22 protein-coding genes are annotated in these 16367 nt (G+C 35.3%); 8 read left to right on the top strand and 14 right to left on the bottom strand.

Translation table 11 applies throughout. From position 1 onward, the window contains the following. Positions 1–247: 247 nt before the first annotated feature. The 5 genes from JFU20_RS21370 to JFU20_RS21350 all read left to right on the top strand — a co-directional run bounded on the left by JFU20_RS21370 (position 248) and on the right by JFU20_RS21350 (position 2897). Entirely contained in the window at positions 248–1225 is a 978-nt protein-coding gene (locus JFU20_RS21370; protein WP_201038881.1) for a LacI family DNA-binding transcriptional regulator, read from the top strand. 97 nt (positions 1226–1322) lie between these two features. Then, positions 1323–1904, top strand: a complete 582-nt coding sequence (locus JFU20_RS21365; protein WP_002015035.1) for a TetR/AcrR family transcriptional regulator — start codon at positions 1323–1325, stop codon at positions 1902–1904. Between the two features lie 71 nt (positions 1905–1975). Next, positions 1976–2308, top strand: a complete 333-nt coding sequence (locus tag JFU20_RS21360; protein WP_000312339.1) for a DMT family transporter — start codon at positions 1976–1978, stop codon at positions 2306–2308. A 1-nt stretch (position 2309) separates the two neighbouring features. Continuing rightward, on the top strand, positions 2310–2624 hold the full coding sequence (locus tag JFU20_RS21355) for a DMT family transporter (protein ID WP_002015033.1): 315 nt from the start codon (positions 2310–2312) through the stop codon (positions 2622–2624). 15 nt (positions 2625–2639) lie between these two features. Further along, positions 2640–2897, top strand: coding sequence for a DUF3975 family protein (locus tag JFU20_RS21350; RefSeq protein WP_002015032.1), 258 nt, complete (start codon positions 2640–2642; stop codon positions 2895–2897). 66 nt (positions 2898–2963) lie between these two features. On the opposite strand, the gene JFU20_RS21345 is transcribed toward JFU20_RS21350, so the two are convergent. From JFU20_RS21345 to gcvT, 12 genes are all read right to left on the bottom strand, one after another. After that, complete coding sequence (locus JFU20_RS21345) at positions 2964–3149, bottom strand: hypothetical protein (RefSeq protein ID WP_002143118.1); 186 nt, start codon at positions 3147–3149, stop codon at positions 2964–2966. A 247-nt stretch (positions 3150–3396) separates the two neighbouring features. Then, positions 3397–3993 (bottom strand): ABC-2 transporter permease, encoded by a 597-nt coding sequence (locus JFU20_RS21340; protein ID WP_002015031.1) that lies wholly within the window; start codon positions 3991–3993, stop codon positions 3397–3399. A 14-nt stretch (positions 3994–4007) separates the two neighbouring features. Further along, a complete protein-coding gene (locus JFU20_RS21335) occupies positions 4008–4631 on the bottom strand; it encodes an ABC-2 transporter permease (protein WP_002165080.1) in 624 nt (207 codons plus the stop codon). 31 nt (positions 4632–4662) lie between these two features. Beyond that, positions 4663–5295, bottom strand: a complete 633-nt coding sequence (locus JFU20_RS21330) for an ABC-2 transporter permease (protein ID WP_002165079.1) — start codon at positions 5293–5295, stop codon at positions 4663–4665. A gap of 14 nt (positions 5296–5309) precedes the next feature. Beyond that, entirely contained in the window at positions 5310–5978 is a 669-nt protein-coding gene (locus JFU20_RS21325) for an ABC-2 transporter permease (RefSeq protein ID WP_002165078.1), read from the bottom strand. Continuing rightward, positions 5959–6831: an ABC transporter ATP-binding protein gene (locus JFU20_RS21320; RefSeq protein ID WP_002015025.1), complete on the bottom strand. Its 873-nt coding sequence runs from the start codon at positions 6829–6831 to the stop codon at positions 5959–5961. Before JFU20_RS21320 ends, JFU20_RS21325 begins: the two co-directional genes overlap by 20 nt. A gap of 3 nt (positions 6832–6834) precedes the next feature. Further along, the gene (locus tag JFU20_RS21315) at positions 6835–7209 is read right to left on the bottom strand and encodes a GntR family transcriptional regulator (protein ID WP_002184968.1); all 375 of its coding nucleotides are present in this window, start codon (positions 7207–7209) and stop codon (positions 6835–6837) included. 118 nt (positions 7210–7327) lie between these two features. Next, a complete protein-coding gene (locus JFU20_RS21310) occupies positions 7328–7519 on the bottom strand; it encodes a hypothetical protein (RefSeq protein ID WP_002088608.1) in 192 nt (63 codons plus the stop codon). Between the two features lie 70 nt (positions 7520–7589). Then, positions 7590–7793: a DUF3929 family protein gene (locus tag JFU20_RS21305; RefSeq protein ID WP_000262495.1), complete on the bottom strand. Its 204-nt coding sequence runs from the start codon at positions 7791–7793 to the stop codon at positions 7590–7592. Between the two features lie 284 nt (positions 7794–8077). Then, on the bottom strand, positions 8078–9553 hold the full coding sequence (gcvPB, locus tag JFU20_RS21300) for an aminomethyl-transferring glycine dehydrogenase subunit 2 (RefSeq protein WP_002122485.1): 1476 nt from the start codon (positions 9551–9553) through the stop codon (positions 8078–8080). Beyond that, positions 9550–10893, bottom strand: coding sequence for an aminomethyl-transferring glycine dehydrogenase subunit 1 (gene gcvPA, locus JFU20_RS21295; protein ID WP_002015020.1), 1344 nt, complete (start codon positions 10891–10893; stop codon positions 9550–9552). Before gcvPA ends, gcvPB begins: the two co-directional genes overlap by 4 nt. Positions 10894–10913: 20 nt before the next feature. Beyond that, positions 10914–12014 carry a glycine cleavage system aminomethyltransferase GcvT gene (gene gcvT / locus JFU20_RS21290; protein ID WP_002034013.1) on the bottom strand — a complete coding sequence of 367 codons (1101 nt, stop codon included), beginning with the start codon at positions 12012–12014 and terminating at the stop codon, positions 10914–10916. A 391-nt stretch (positions 12015–12405) separates the two neighbouring features. Here gcvT and JFU20_RS21285 point away from each other — a divergent pair, with 391 nt between their 5' ends. Then, the gene (locus JFU20_RS21285) at positions 12406–14088 is read left to right on the top strand and encodes a DEAD/DEAH box helicase (protein ID WP_016120803.1); all 1683 of its coding nucleotides are present in this window, start codon (positions 12406–12408) and stop codon (positions 14086–14088) included. Beyond that, entirely contained in the window at positions 14075–14869 is a 795-nt protein-coding gene (locus JFU20_RS21280) for a YqhG family protein (protein ID WP_201038880.1), read from the top strand. Before JFU20_RS21285 ends, JFU20_RS21280 begins: the two co-directional genes overlap by 14 nt. Before the next feature lie 49 nt (positions 14870–14918). Here the strand turns inward: JFU20_RS21280 and JFU20_RS30460 are convergent, their stop codons facing one another. Together JFU20_RS30460 and JFU20_RS21275 are read right to left on the bottom strand one after the other, a co-directional pair. Beyond that, the gene (locus JFU20_RS30460) at positions 14919–15050 is read right to left on the bottom strand and encodes a hypothetical protein (protein ID WP_002129080.1); all 132 of its coding nucleotides are present in this window, start codon (positions 15048–15050) and stop codon (positions 14919–14921) included. 98 nt (positions 15051–15148) lie between these two features. Beyond that, on the bottom strand, positions 15149–15376 hold the full coding sequence (locus tag JFU20_RS21275) for a hypothetical protein (RefSeq protein ID WP_000032698.1): 228 nt from the start codon (positions 15374–15376) through the stop codon (positions 15149–15151). Positions 15377–15693: 317 nt separating this feature from the next. Here JFU20_RS21275 and JFU20_RS21270 point away from each other — a divergent pair, with 317 nt between their 5' ends. Beyond that, the gene (locus JFU20_RS21270; RefSeq protein WP_002015010.1) at positions 15694–16329 is read left to right on the top strand and encodes a VC0807 family protein; all 636 of its coding nucleotides are present in this window, start codon (positions 15694–15696) and stop codon (positions 16327–16329) included. Positions 16330–16367 lie beyond the last annotated feature (38 nt).

Genomic DNA, 16367 nt, shown 5'->3' with positions numbered 1-16367 from the left:
ATACTCTCTACTATTCGCTTCGTTATCAAACGCCTCCTCCGAAAACTTTCCACGTTATTCTCACACATTCTGACAAAAATTCTTTGCAGACATACAAAAAAGACCCCACTATTCTTACGCCCAAATAAAAAGGTTACGCGAACAACAGAAGTCATGCTTATAACATAGATTGTGAAAAGCTTTTCAGGTCAAGATTTTTTTCATTCTTATTATTTTCCCCTTATAATTAAGGAAAGAGGTGATACATATGGCCAATATAAAACAAATTGCAAAAACTGCTGGTGTATCTATATCAACTGTTTCTCGTGTCCTTAATAATCATCCTTACGTAAAAGAGGAAAAACGTAAGCGTGTTTTAGATGCAGTTGAAGAATTGAACTATGCAAAAAATATAAATGCTATCCATTTAATAAAGGGTAAAACATATACAATTGGCGTTATGCTACCTTTTATTAATCTTCCGTACTTTAGCACGATCATTGAAGGAATCGGAAACGAAGCGTTAGCAGCTGGATATCATATTAATTTATGCCAAACGAATTACGATAGTATTGAAGAAATTCGCGTTCTTGAAATGATGAAAATGAAGCAATTTGACGGGATGATTATTTGCTCTCGCACGAGTTCATGGGAACAAATTGAACCGTTCGCAAAATTTGCCCCTATTATTTCATGTGAAAAAATGAAACATCCCCTCATTTCATCTGTCTATGTAGATCATTACGAAGGATTCCGCCTTGGTACTTCCTATTTACTCAGTAAAGGTCATGAAAAAATCGGCATTTGTTTAGCAAGAAAAACAAGTGCTAATTCAATCGAGCGTGAAAAAGCTTTCGCCGATACTCTTCGTCAAGAAGGAAAAACAGTGCACCCTGATTGGGTTTTTCATCAATGTTATACGATGCAGGACGGGGCACAAGTACTCCATCGCATTTTAAATATGAAAAATCGCCCAACCGCTATTGTTACAGCGAACGATCAAGTTGCTGCTGGTTTATTAACAGAGGCAAAAAAACATGGCATTCGCATACCTGAAGACCTCGCTATCCTGGGATTTGATAACCATGAAATTTCAAAAGCATTAGAAATTACAACTATTGAACATCCCGGTCTCACAATGGGCTCACATGCTTTTTCTTTATTCTATAAACAAATTCAAAGCGAGCAAATTATCGGCAGTACAGAAGAACTTTCATTCCATTTAATTGAGCGAGAAACAGTCTAAAAAAGAGCGTTAACTATAGCGCTCTTTTTTATCCCTTCACCTATTGACTTTATATTTTTCATCTCATATAATTAACCTAACGAACGGTAGGTAGGGGATGGAAATGACAGCAAACCGCATTAAAGCTGTAGCACTTTCTCATTTCGCACGCTACGGCTATGAAGGAACTTCATTAGCAAATATTGCTCAAGAAGTTGGGATTAAAAAACCATCGATTTACGCACACTTTAAAGGAAAAGAAGAGCTATATTTTACATGCTTAGAATCCGCTCTTCAAAAAGATTTGCAAAGCTTCACAGACGATATCGAAAAATTTTCAAATTCGTCTACTGAAGAATTGCTCTTAAATTTGTTAAAAGGCTATGCAAAACGATTTGGTGAAAGTGAAGAATCAATGTTTTGGTTACGAACTTCTTATTTTCCGCCGGATGCATTTCGCGAACAAATTATTGATAAAGCGAATGTACACATTGAAAATGTCGGAAAACTTTTATTCCCTGTGTTTAAAAGAGCAAGCGAACAAGATGAACTGCATAACATTGAAGTAAAAGACGCTTTGGAGGCTTTTTTATGCTTACTTGACGGCCTTATGGTTGAACTACTATACGCAGGTTTAAATCGTTTTGAGACACGTTTAGAAGCTTCTTGGAAAGTATTTTGGCGCGGACTTTCAAACTGACGGATTGCTCCTTTGCAATGCGTCGTTTTTAAGCCCTTTACCTAACGACTGGTAGGAAGGAGAAATGACATATGGCATGGATTTATGTAATCATAGCTGGTATTATTGAAATTTTTTGGGTGATTGGACTAAAAAAAGCGGAGGCACCACTTGAGTGGGCTGGTGTTGCTCTATTAATTACAATTAGTTTCGTCTTATTATTTAGAGCATATAAAGATTTACCTGTCGGCACTGTATACGCAGTCTTTACAGGAATTGGAGCTGGTGGAATCGTTCTTACAGAGATTTTCATCTTCGGAGAACCTTTCTCTATCGTAAAAGTTTTATTAATCGGTTTAATCTTCTTCGGAGTAATTGGTTTAAAACGAGTAACAGAAGAAAAAGAAGCGAAGGAGGCCGCATAAAATGGCTTGGGTATTTTTAATTCTAGCTGGTATTTGTGAAATTGTTGGTGTACTCTTTATGAAAGTAGCCACTGAAAAGAAAGGCTGGGCACCAAAAGTTATTTTAATCGCTAACTTTGGCGTAAGCTTCTTCTTCTTATCTCTTGCAATGAACACATTACCGATGGGAACTGCTTACGCAATTTGGACTGGAATCGGAACTGCCGGAAGTGCACTTCTCGGTATTCTTATTTTCCGCGAGTCAGCGGATTGGCGTCGCCTTGCCTTCTTAAGCTGCATTCTATGCGGTGCTGTTGGCTTAAAATTATTAGGCTAACGTGAGGTGAATGTCATGTGGAAAGAAAAAGGAAAACAAATCTTAACATGGATCACACTTGGGATCGTCATTCTATTACAAATAAGTTTTCATATAATAGAATGGCTGTTTCATAAAGTATTATCCATTCTTACATTCCTTCCTAACATGGCACTTGAAATTGCATCTATCGCTTGGTCAATTATTGCCTCCATTACAATCGTGATTATATGGAGTATCGCCAAGCTATGGAACGAGTTATTTAAAAAGGACAGTTCTTCTGAAAAGAAGTAACTGTCCTTTTTTATCCCGCTATTCGCGGGCAGTAAGACCCCCACTGATTAAAGTTTCACTTTATATTCATTCTGATTTTCTATAGAAATTTGATGCGATCAGACAAAGCAGACCAGCTATGACAATACTTATACCAATCCCTTTATGCAAATTAGGAAATGGCGGTGGTATATCCGAGTAAAAATTTGCTATTATGAGACCAATTGAAAATAAAAGTACCCCAATTCTATATAACCACTTTCTTTTGTTCATCATTCTCCCTCCTAAAATTTTTCATATCCTTCTTTCTTTTGGACATACTACCTAAAAAAGGAGTGGGTTATATGCAAAATTCTATACATAAGCAGATCCTATTTTTATTTTTCCTCTTTCTCATTTTCGTTATCGTTTTCAGCTTTATATTACATACTCCGAAAGATGTGCCTAATAGCCTTTCTGTTTATAAACTTTTGCTCTCGTATTGCCGTTATTGAAGAAGGTGCCTTTTACGAGGCACCTTTTAAAATTCTCTCTTCTCATACAATTTCACTGAAACGAAGATAGATACTATGAACATGCAAATTGAACTAACGAATAACACGCAGTTGTATAGTTGAATTTGTTCCAGGTTGATTTGAAACAAAGTTTCTAAAATAACAATCGGCGCCATGAATATTACTATCGTAATAAAAATAGTTTTTTTATACCCTAGCCAAAACGATATCGGTAAAACAAAGCTTAAATACACTAAAATAAAGCTAATACTAGCAACCATTGTCGTTTCAATAAATTCAAATAGGTTAACCCCATTCTTCATTCCCATCGTGAAACAACCGACCGTTACGCTTATAAAAAGAATAATAATTGCTACTATATATTTCGCATACACAATTTGTTTCCTGAATATTGGCAAACTACTTACTATAACTTCACTCTCATTTTTACTATCTGCTTCAAATGTTTTTACTGTTGCCCCAATTGTAATAATTACTGACATAATTATGAACAGATTTTCCGTATCTGTTAAAGCCATATAAAAGAAAACAGGATACAATATGTACCAAATTAAAAATTTCCATTGAATGATGAAATCTTTTAAAATTAGTTGTTTCAACACTATTCTCCTCTCTCTTACAAATCACGCTCACTATACAAATTAATTGAGAATAACATAGACATGATATATAAAAGAAGCAGCCCAGCTATAAAACAAACATTTACGACTAGACTCGTGCTCCAGGCATTCTCTATATCTAACCACACTTTACTTACAATCAGTCCACTTAAATACCCCAACGCAAGTCCGGCGAACGGAGCAATTTGTTTTGCACTGCTATATCCTACTGAAAATTCGATTGGGAGTACAATTATGCTATAAACCAATCCTCCCGTTATTCCGCCAAGAATCTCTCCCCATAGCATAAATACAGTTATATGTTCATTTTGTAACTGGATTAAACCAACTACAAGTGAGAAAATCCCACCTAAAGCAACTAAAATACTTACAAATATGTATTTGGCTATGACAATATCTTTACGCTCAAACGGTAAACTATTTACTATTATTTCACTTTTATTTTTCCACTCATAACTCATTGACAGTACCATGCCAAGAAAAGGTATAGATACGCTAATCGTCATAAGGAAGCTATCACTACGAAAATCAACAATAGCAAGGAAAAACAAACATATAAGATAAACAAACCCTAACTTTCTTTGCAACACTATATCTTTTAAGACTAATTGCTTGATCATGTTTTACCCTCCTAATATGAAAATGTCCCTTCTATAACTCTGCCTCCTGAAACATTTTCATTGAGAGAAACATTGATATGACTATACTTACTAACACTCCGATACCAAGAACACCCATTGCTAGTGTAGCCTCTTGAGAGTGGAGTACTTTTAACATAATTGTTTTATCACCAAAAATATTGCACATAAGACCAATCATACCCATTAAAGGAAATAGCATAATCACATTCAAGACAGTAATAGCTTTATATCCCCCAATGTAATTAGCAGGTATCGTTACTACACAATAAATTAAAGTTGCTACTATTGCTGAAAACACTGCATATCCAGGCATAACTATATCTCTGTTCAACAAAATATTTCCTAATATTACGACTATAGAAGTTATACTCAAACCGACTATAATAAATAATGTGCTTGAAATATATTTAGCTATAACTATCTCTTTTCTCATTATAGGCAAGCTCACTAATACTTTTTCTGCTTTACTTTTCTCGTCATAATAAAAAGAAATATATATAATCATACTACATGTTATAAATAATCCTATTGCAATCCCCATCGGTTCTACGGAATTTCTAAAAACAGATAAAATAGGTATTAAAAAATAGAAAGGAAACATCTTCTTCTGTAAGAAAAACTCCTTCAAAATCAACTGTTGCATATGAATTCCCCTCTCTATAAATCACGCGTTTCATAAATTTTAATTGTAAGAAACATAGAAATGATATAAACACTAGCTAATATAATTCCTCCAAGTATAAATACACCAATATGCATTGGATTCATAATCCACTCAATGAATGAAGGTGCTGTTTCATTTAGCCCATCACTAATAAATATCCAAAGGATTCCCCCCACTCCTATTGATGCTGCTGATACTATACTTCTTACTACCTTCGATTTTGTACCATAATAACTAGGGAAAAACGTGACAACCAAAAATACGGCGTAAACAACTCCATTTATTACTTCATACCACGGAATTTCAATGTATAGATTAGGATGATATGCACCGATATCACCAATGACCACAATGCCTCTTATAAGAAAAACAACTAACATAGTAGAGAGCACGCCACTTACAATATATATTGCACAGGAAATATATCTAGCAATAATGATTTCCTTTCGACTTACTGGTAAACTATTTATAATAATGTCACTTTTATTCCTTTCATCCATAACGATTAACGTCATAACAGAGGAAAGGGTTATAAATAGACAACTCATCGAAAATAACAATTCACCACTTGGCTCTAACATAAATAACACAAGGGGTACAACAAGATTCACTAACCAAGTTATCCGAAAAAAGAACAAATCTTTATAGATGAGCTGACGCATAGGCACCTCTCCCTTTCGCAGTGTATACGATGATGTCATCTAATGTAGGCTTTTCTAGTACAACCTCATTTCCAAACCAGTCTACAATTGCTTGTTTATCCTTCGCTAAACCTTCGAAACCAAACTTATTTTTTCGTAATCCAACAAATAGTTCTTTTCCTTCTCGATCTAATAAATCATTGCTTCCCTTTACGATTACGTAGTTCTCCATTAATTCATCTTTCTCACCAGTAAATATAATTTCTCCATCATTGATGAACGTAATGTAATCCGCGATGCGTTCTAAGTCTGTAGTAATGTGTGTGGAAAATAAGACAGATACTTCATCCTCCATCACAATTTCTTGCAGCATATCAAGCAATTCACTTCGAACAACTGGATCTAACCCTGCTGTTGGTTCATCCATAATAATGAATTCCGCATGGTGTGAAAGTGCGATTGCAATCGCAAATTTCATTTTCATCCCTTTGGATAACTCTTTAATCTTTTTATACGTTGGAACTTGTAATCTCTGCATATACGATTGATACTGCTTTTCGTCCCACTTTTTATATAACGGTGCAATAATACGCTTCATTTGTTCACACGTTAAATCTTCGTAATAATGATTTTCATCATATACAAAACCGATATTTTGTTTTATTTCCTTTTCGGCTTTCTTATTGTCCTTGCCAAAAACTTTTATATCGCCGCTATCTTTTCTAATTAAATTCATAATCATTTTGATTGTCGTACTTTTCCCGGCTCCATTTGGTCCAACAAATCCCATAATATATCCTCGTGGTAATGTAAAACTTACATTTTTCACTGCAAAATCTTGATAACTTTTACAAACGTTTTTTAGCTCTAACATCCCTTATTCCCCCTCATATAAACACGCAATCATCTGCTGTAAATCTTCAAGTGAAAGCTGCAACGCTTTACTTTCATTCACAATCCCTTCCGCTTTACTTTCCAATAGACGTAGCCGCTGTTCTTTTAGTAGTTCATTATTTTTACGTGAAACATAAGTCCCCTTCCCAGCAACAGTTTCTATATATCCTTCTTTTTCAAGCTCCTCGTACGCACGCTTCGTTGTAATTACACTAACTTGTAATTCCTTCGCTAAGCTACGAATAGACGGTAATTGGTCTCCACCCTTTAAACCACCATTTAAAATAAGCTGGCTTAATTGTTTTCTTATTTGCACATAAATAGGGTCTTGGGAAGAATTCGAAATAATAATATTCATGTTTTCCTCCAGTGTGTGTATATACTGTGTATACCTTATATATACAGTATATACACAACATCCTATTTTTGGCAAGAAAAAAAGACCAACATTTTCCTGTTGGTCTTTCGTATATGTATCACTTTTCAAAGCGATCTAACATTTCGTCTCTCATTCCGAAACTAACAACCGCAATTCCTACATACATAAAAAGAAGGAATGCTGGATGAACTGTATTGTACCAGCTGCTATCAACAATTAAATAAATCGTTAACGCCACAACAAGAACAAACGCTAAAATAAACATATAAAAGTGTCGTGTATTACCCATGATAAACTCCTCTCTTCTCTCTTCACCATTCAACAGTATATTGTATCGAATAATTCGATATGACTCAAGGTTAACTTTCTGTTATGTAATCAAGTTCTACCTTTACAATGTCCTCACACGCTATTGAAATGATTGTTCCTTGTTTATCAATCGCTGTCACTTCTCTATTATCCATTACACGGTGTGCTACTCTTTCTAACACTTTCCCTTGGTCTCGGTAACAAAATTCTTTTACATCTTTAATTGTTTCTCCATTTTCTAAATGGTATACCATTCTATAACATCGATATCCCACGCTTCCACCCCCGTCTTGCTCGTTTTTTCACATATACATAAAAATGAGTAATTTCTACCTCATCACATCTTCTTAATTTCAATAAAATTCTAACAAAAATAAATACTTTTATCAAACCGACTTTTTCAACAAAATCACCTATAAAACCGCATCTTTACAGCAATATGAAACAAAAAATATAAATTTTTAACATTTTTTTCATTCTAGCTGCACCAATGTTGCAAAAAAAAGAACCCGCATGTAGCGAGTTCTTTTTTTTGCAATCACACTTGTACAGGTGCTAGCTTTTCATAACGTAAAACTGGTTTACGAGCAGCCAATGTTTCATCTAAACGTTTTATTACTGTTGTATGTGGTGCTTCTTGTACAACTTCTGGATTTTCTTCTACCTCTTTAGCAATTTGAATCATCTTATCAATGAAACCATCTAATGTTTCTTTTGATTCTGTTTCTGTTGGCTCAATCATAATACATTCTTCCACATTTAATGGGAAGTAAATTGTTGGTGGATGGTAACCGAAATCAAGCAGACGTTTTGCAATATCTAATGTACGTACACCAAGTTTCTTTTGACGACGACCTGATAATACAAATTCATGCTTGCAATGTCTATCGAACGGAAGATCATAGAATGGTGCTAATCTTCTCATCATATAGTTCGCATTTAATACAGCATACTCAGTTACTGCACGCAAGCCATCTGGGCCCATAGAACGAATATATGTGTATGCACGAACGTTAATTCCGAAGTTACCATAGAATGGTTTCACACGCCCAATTGCTTCTGGACGATCATAGTTGAAGTGATAGCCATTTTCTGTTTTCTCTAAAATCGGTTTTGGTAAGTACGGAATTAAATCAGCTTTCACACCTACTGGACCAGAACCTGGGCCACCGCCGCCATGCGGACCTGTAAATGTTTTATGAAGATTTAAATGCACAACGTCAAATCCCATATCTCCTGGGCGTGCTTGGCTTAATACCGCATTTAAGTTTGCACCATCATAGTATAATTTACCGCCTGCGTTATGGACGATTTCTGCCATTTCTAAAATATTTTCTTCGAATAGGCCTAATGTATTTGGATTTGTTAACATAAGTGCTGCTGTTTCTTCGTTTACAACACGTTTTAAATCATCTAAGTCAACAAGACCATGTTCATTTGATTTCACCGTAATTGTTTCAAAACCAGCTACTGTTGCAGACGCCGGGTTTGTTCCGTGAGCAGAGTCAGGAACAATTACTTTCGTACGGTTAAAGTCACCGTTCGCTTCATGATATGCACGAATCAACATTAATCCTGTCCATTCTCCGTGTGCACCAGCTGCTGGTTGTAACGTAACAGTATCCATACCTGTAATTTCAATTAAATGTTCTTGTAAGTCATACATTAATTCCATTGCACCTTGCACTGTTTTTTCATCTTGAAGTGGATGAATATTTGCAAAGCCTGCGAAACGAGCTACGTTTTCATTAATTTTCGGATTATATTTCATCGTACAAGACCCAAGTGGATAGAATCCAGAATCCACACCGTGGTTACGGTTTGAAAGCGCTGTGTAATGGCGCATAATATCAAGTTCAGATACTTCTGGAAGCTCTGCATCTTCTACTCGAATATAATCACTCTCAAACACATCTTCTAATTTTACTTCTTCTACATCTAATTTGGGTAAGCTATATCCTACGCGTCCTTCTTTAGTCACTTCAAAAATAAGTGCTTGGTCTTGGTTCTTCATTGGATAGCCCCCATTTCGTTTACAAGTGTGTCAATTTCCTCTTTTGTACGAAGCTCTGTTACCGCTACAAGCATATGGTTTTCATGCTCTTTATAATCACGGCCTAGGTCGTAACCACCGATAATATTCTTTTGTATTAATACATCATTTATTTCTTTAACTGGACGTTTACAATCTACAACAAATTCATTAAAGAATGGTCCAGCGAACGTTACTGTGAAACCTTTCGCTTCAAATTGACGTTTTGCATATTGTGCTTTAGAAATGTTTTGACGTGCCATTTCTTTTACACCTTGTTTGCCAAGTGCCGTCATTGCAACAGAAGCTGCTAATGCATTTAACGCTTGGTTTGAACAAATGTTAGACGTCGCTTTATCACGACGAATATGCTGTTCACGTGCTTGTAACGTTAATACAAATCCACGTTTACCATCTGAATCTACAGTTTGTCCGACAAGACGTCCTGGAATTTTACGCATAAATGCTTTCGTTGTTGCAAAGTAACCACAGTGCGGTCCACCAAACTGCGTTGGGATACCGAATGGTTGTGCATCACCGATTACAACATCAGCACCGAATTTTCCTGGCGGTGTTAATGCGCCTAATGATAATGGATTTGAAGAAACGATAAATAATGATTTTTGTTGATGAACGATTTTTTCGATATCAGCTAACTTTTCCACTTGTCCGAAGAAGTTTGGATATTGAACGATTACACAAGCAACTGTATCATCTACTTCACTTTGTAATACTTCTAAATCTGTTACACCGTTTTTATGATCAATTTCAACAACTTCAAGATTTTGACCTTTTGCATATGTTTCAAGTACCGCTCTTGATTCTGGATGAACTGCCGCTGAAACAAGAATTTTCTTTTTGCGAGTATGACCAGCTGCTAGCATTGCCGCTTCAGCTAAAGCTGTACCTCCGTCATACATAGAAGAGTTTGCTACATCCATTCCTGTTAATTCACAAATCATTGTTTGGAATTCAAAAATTGCTTGTAATTCCCCTTGTGAAATTTCTGGTTGGTATGGTGTGTAAGCTGTATAAAACTCTGAACGAGAAATAACATGATCAACAATTACTGGAGCGTAATGATCGTATACACCTGCTCCTAAGAAAGAAGCATATTCTTTTAAGTTCGCATTTTTGCTAGCCATTTGAGATAGCTCTTTTAAAAGCTCTGGCTCTGATTTTGCTTCTTTAATTTTTAAATCCCCTTTAAAACGAACACTCTCTGGAATATCAGAGAATAACTCATCAATCGTTTGAACGCCGATTGTTTGTAACATTTCTTTTTTGTCTTCTTCTGTCATTGGAAGATAACGATGCAACATGAAATCTACCCCTCTCCCCGTTACTTTGAACGTTTATAAAATGGTGTTGGAACAACTACTGCTTTGACGCGTTTATTACGAATTTCAATTTCTACTTCTGTATCAACTGCTGCGTATTTTACATCAATTAGTGCTAAACCAATGCTTTTCTTTAACGTTGGAGATTGTGTACCACTCGTTACTTCCCCGATTTTTTCTTCTCCTATAAATACAGGGTAATGCGTACGAGGAATACCGCGTTCGATTACTTCGATGCCGACTAATTTACGAGATGCACCGTTTTCTTTTTGCTCTTTTAACGTTTCTTTTCCAAAGAAATCTGCTTCTTTATTTGGTTTTACCGCAAAGCCAATTCCCGCTTCAATCGGTGTAATATCTTTTGATAACTCTTGTCCGTATAACGGAAGTGTTGCTTCGAAGCGAAGTGTATCACGAGCACCTAAGCCACATGGTTTTAAGCCCTCTTCTGCTCCCACTTCAAGAAGTTTCTCCCAAAGTTTTGCTGCATCTTCACTCTTACAGTAAATTTCGAATCCATCTTCACCTGTGTAACCTGTACGAGATACAAGTGCAGGAATTCCATCTACAAGAATATTATTTTTAAATTTAAAGAACTTAATTTCTTTCAAATCTTCTGACACAACTTTTTGTAAAATGCCTTCTGCTTTTGGTCCTTGAATTGCAAGCTGCGCAACTTCACTAGAAACATTGACTACTTTCGCATCGCCAATTACATGGCTAGCTAACCATTCGTAATCTTTCTCGATATTTGATGCATTGATTACTAATAAATAGTCTTCTTCACCACGTTTGTAGATTAATAAGTCATCTACTGTGCCACCATTTTCATAGCACATAGCTGTATATTGTGCGCCCCCTACCTTTAAGGTAGATACGTCATTTGTAACAACACGTTGTAAAAATGCTAAACTATCTACACCTTTTACCTCTACTTCTCCCATATGAGATACATCGAACAAACCTGCTCCTGTACGTACAGCTTCATGTTCCTCTTTAATGCTTGAAAATTGAACTGGTAATTCCCAACCACCGAAGTCGACTGTTTTCCCACCATACTTCGCGTATACATCAAATAACGGTGTACGTTGTAATGTAATCATGCTCTTTCCCCCTTATGCTCTGACAAATCAATAAAAGTTGCTTCCCATATCTAAACATTTTCATTCTGAAAAGATAAGGTTATACGGAATCTCAGTATATTTTTTTATGAAAGCGTAAATAAAAAGTTACTTTCTTGGATAAAATACGAAAGATTCCACACATTTCACACCATTATCCTAACATTATTCGCTATATTTCATCAATATTCTAGCATAAAAAATAATTTAGAATTTTTCATTCTTAATCTTATTAAATACAAATTTTGAAATTTAGCCCTTTATCATTGCCTATTCTTTAACTTTTAGTAATTGTGATAGCGCCTTATTACGAGGCTTATAATAAAGATTTTTTAAATAATCACTTTAGTTTATAAAAGGTGGGAGAGTCTTAATGAATGTCGATATTTCCGTAGATCGAACGTGGCAAAACAATTTTTTAAAAAGAATTGATGAAGATGGTCCTTGGACAAATTGGGATTTATATCATTTAGCTTATAAAACAGAGAAATCGTTACTCGTCCCTACTTTTGATGGATTGCAAGCACCGAAACATTTATCACATTTCACGCCGCTTCCACATCAATTAGAGGTCGCTCAAAATGTCATTGAACAAATGAATGGTAAAGCGATTCTAGCAGACGAAGTCGGACTTGGAAAAACGATTGAAGCTGGACTTATTTTAAAAGAATATATGGTTCGAGGACTTGTAAAAAAGGTACTCATTCTCGTTCCAGCTTCTCTCGTATCTCAGTGGGCGTATGAACTAAACACAAAATTTTTTATTCCTGCGGTCGCTCAAAAGAAAAGTTATTCTTGGGAACAAGCTGATGTCATCGTTTCATCAATCGATACTGCGAAACGTTCACCGCATCGCGATATCGTTTTAAACCTAGAGTATGACCTTATTATTATCGATGAAGCACATAAACTAAAAAATAATAAAACAAAAAACTATGAATTTGCACAGCGATTAAAAAAGAAGTTTTGTTTATTACTAACTGCAACTCCTGTTCAAAATAAAATCGATGAAATCTTCAACCTCGTTTCTTTATTAAAACCAGGTCATTTAGGCAATCAATCTAATTTTGAAGAATATTACGCTTCCAAAAATCGTTCCACTGAATCCGATGAAGATTTAAAAGCTCTTATCAATAAAGTAATGGTTCGAAATAGACGCAATAACACTGGCATTGATTGGCCGAAGAGGCATGTACGAACAATCTTCGTTGAATTCAATGAAGAAGAACAAGCTTTGTATAATGAAATTGAAAATTGGCGTGGACAAGATGCCGTCACATCTGCTTTCTCATCCTTAACTTTAAAACGGGAAGCATGTAGTAGTCGTGAAGCTGTTTACTATTCACTAAAAAAACATGTAGAAAAAAGACAGAAAGAAAATGAGCACTACATAAAGGACCCACATATTGATGTGCTGATGGACAAAATTAATCATATTCCGTTCAACTCCAAAGCAAATAAAGCACTAGAGCTTATAAAAGAAGTTGACGATAAAGTCATTATCTTCACTGAATATAGAGCTTCACAAATGTATTTACAATGGTTCTTACAACAACATGGCATTTCCTCTGTTCCATTTCGCGGTGGATTTAAGCGCGGGAAGAAAGATTGGATGAAGGAGCTTTTCCAAAATCATGCCCAAGTATTAATTGCGACCGAAGCTGGTGGTGAAGGAATTAACTTACAATTTTGTAGCCATATGATTAATTACGACTTACCGTGGAATCCAATGCGACTCGAGCAAAGGATTGGACGTATTCACCGTCTTGGACAAAAAAATGATGTTCATATTTATAACTTAGCAACAAAGCACACTGTTGAAGAGCACATTTTAAAACTACTATATGAAAAAATTAATTTATTTGAACGTGTAATCGGTGAACTCGATGAAATTTTAACGAGAATCAACATGAAAAATATTGATGCGCATATTCAAGAAATTTTCGCGCATTCAAAAAGCGAAGGTGAAATTCGAATCAAGATGGAAAATTTAACATCTATTATCGATTTTGCGAAGCGCAATGAAGCAGAGGTGCAAGACTATGCAGCAAAATGAAATTCATAATTACTTATATAACTTTTTTGAGGCGAATAACTGCGAAATTTTAGAACGTTCCCCTCACCTATTAGACGTGCAGTTAACAATTGAAATGGATAAATTATTAATGAACCGCCCTTTCTATTGGCACTATCTTGAAAAAACAGGAGGCGTTCCGAACCCGATGCGCCTTACTCTTATTACAAATCCAGAAAACGAAGAAAACGACGGTGAACTTATTCATTACGGTTCACCCCGTTTGCATCAAATATTTGAAACAACAAAAGAACTAGGTTCATACATACGTTTATATGAGGAAGTGAAACATATCGGGGCAACTCATACCCCCCTTCATCCTTGGCTTGGTGTAAATATAAAAGTATCTTATCAATGCGACCGAAAAAAAGACATACTTCATTCCATCGGTATTCATCTTATTTCCGGGACAATGATTGCAAACTTTCATGACACTTTAGCAGAGATCAAACTCACACCGAAAATACCTGACTTTTGTTTTACCCTCTCACCTATCATTAAGCCACAAAGTGGCTTACAACGTATAGAGGATGCTTTAAAAAGTATAATCGCTGAAGATGACCACACGTGGGCAAAAGAAGCGAGAGTGCGTTGGAATCACGATTTAGACCTTTTAAATCGATTTTACGAAGATAGCGATGAACTTCCAGAGAGCTATGAAATTGAAAAGCAAGCATTACAAGAACAATACGAACCACGCATTACAATACAAATTATAAACGGTGGTCTCTTTTATGTTACCGCAAATCATTTTCTATCTTAAAGAAAGCTCCTTCAGATTGAAGGAGCTTCTTTTAAGATATGTTCCCAGCCTATTCTCTATCTTCATTACGCCCTTGCTGTTTTTTCTCTGTCATACGTTTCTGATATGCACGATCCTTTGCACTTACATGGTTTGCATCAGTTGGAAGATTCTCTTTTGAACGACCAATTCCATTACTCATCTTTTTCGCCTCCTTTTTGCATGTTTCAAAATGCATCTTTATTTTCAGCTAGAGGCACAATCCTTATACAAAAAAATAAGAGCAGCCAGTAGCTGCTCTTACTCATTCACGTATTTTTGAAACATATCATGGATGCCTTGATTTACGAGGTTCGAGATCTGTTCGTCAGATTTATTCGGATAACGATCACGTAATCTGATAGATGCCTTCACCATTAAATTTTCTAATACAGAACGGCCACCTTCTCCATAAATAATTTCAGCATACTTAACCAGTCTTCCATCCTCTAATGTTGCTGGATTATGATTGAAGAAAAATTTACTCATTGTCTCCACCTCTCTTTTGATAACGTTTACATTTATATAGATTATTTATGTTATTTATTTCACAATATTGTATGCATGTATATTTAATTAGTTTCATTATAAAGTAACATATCAATAGTAAATATGTGATTTTCCATCCATTTTGTGAACAAATCAAAAAAATGAAAGCGTTTCCTTTATTATATACTAAAAAAACTTACTACGCTAGGGACAATTTTTTTAATCTACTAATCATCTACTTTTCTTTTTTTATTAAACCTTATACAATTTTCAGAAATTATATTATAAAATATATGTATGACTTAAGGAGGATTTGTATGAATCAAAATAAAAAAGCTATATTAGATCTTGTCTTTTATCTCGTATTCCCATTCCTCATTTGGAAATTTGCAAAACCTTATATCGATCCTTATTACGCAATGTTAATTTCCTCTGTTCCGGGGATTATTTATACACTGTATACCTTTAAAAAAGAAAAACAGTTTAACGTTACAGGGTTCTTTATTTTAATTACACTCATTTCTAATACAACGGTAGACTTAATATCTGGATCAGCGGAACGAATGCTATGGAATGATGCATATTATCATATCGTACTTGGCTGCATCGTTATATGTACAATCTTTATAAAAAAACCACTTATGTTATATTTCGCAGCGGATATTTCAGCACTGCAAGGTCATGATCGTGATAAAAGTCGTGAGCTTTATCGTGATAGTCGTATATATCCAGCACTGCAATATTTAACACTATTTTTCGGCCTTCAATTTATATTAAAAAGCTTCTTGAAAATCTATTTCATCTCTGTTTTCGGTGTAGATGGATATGGTGAAATGAGAGCTATTATGACCGCTGTTGGCTGGGGTATTTCTATTTGCATCGGAATAGGGTTTGTATGGGTAAATAATAAGATACATGCGGTTACTGAAGAAAAAGAATCTGTGCAACAATAAATAAAGATCCCCTAGCAGCTTGTTGCACTAGGGGATCT

The sequence above is a fragment of the Bacillus sp. TH30 genome (assembly GCF_016650875.1).
Classification (GTDB): domain Bacteria; phylum Bacillota; class Bacilli; order Bacillales; family Bacillaceae_G; genus Bacillus_A; species Bacillus_A mycoides.
Note: the sequence above shows the minus strand (reverse complement) of the source record. Positions and strands in the feature narration are given on the sequence as shown.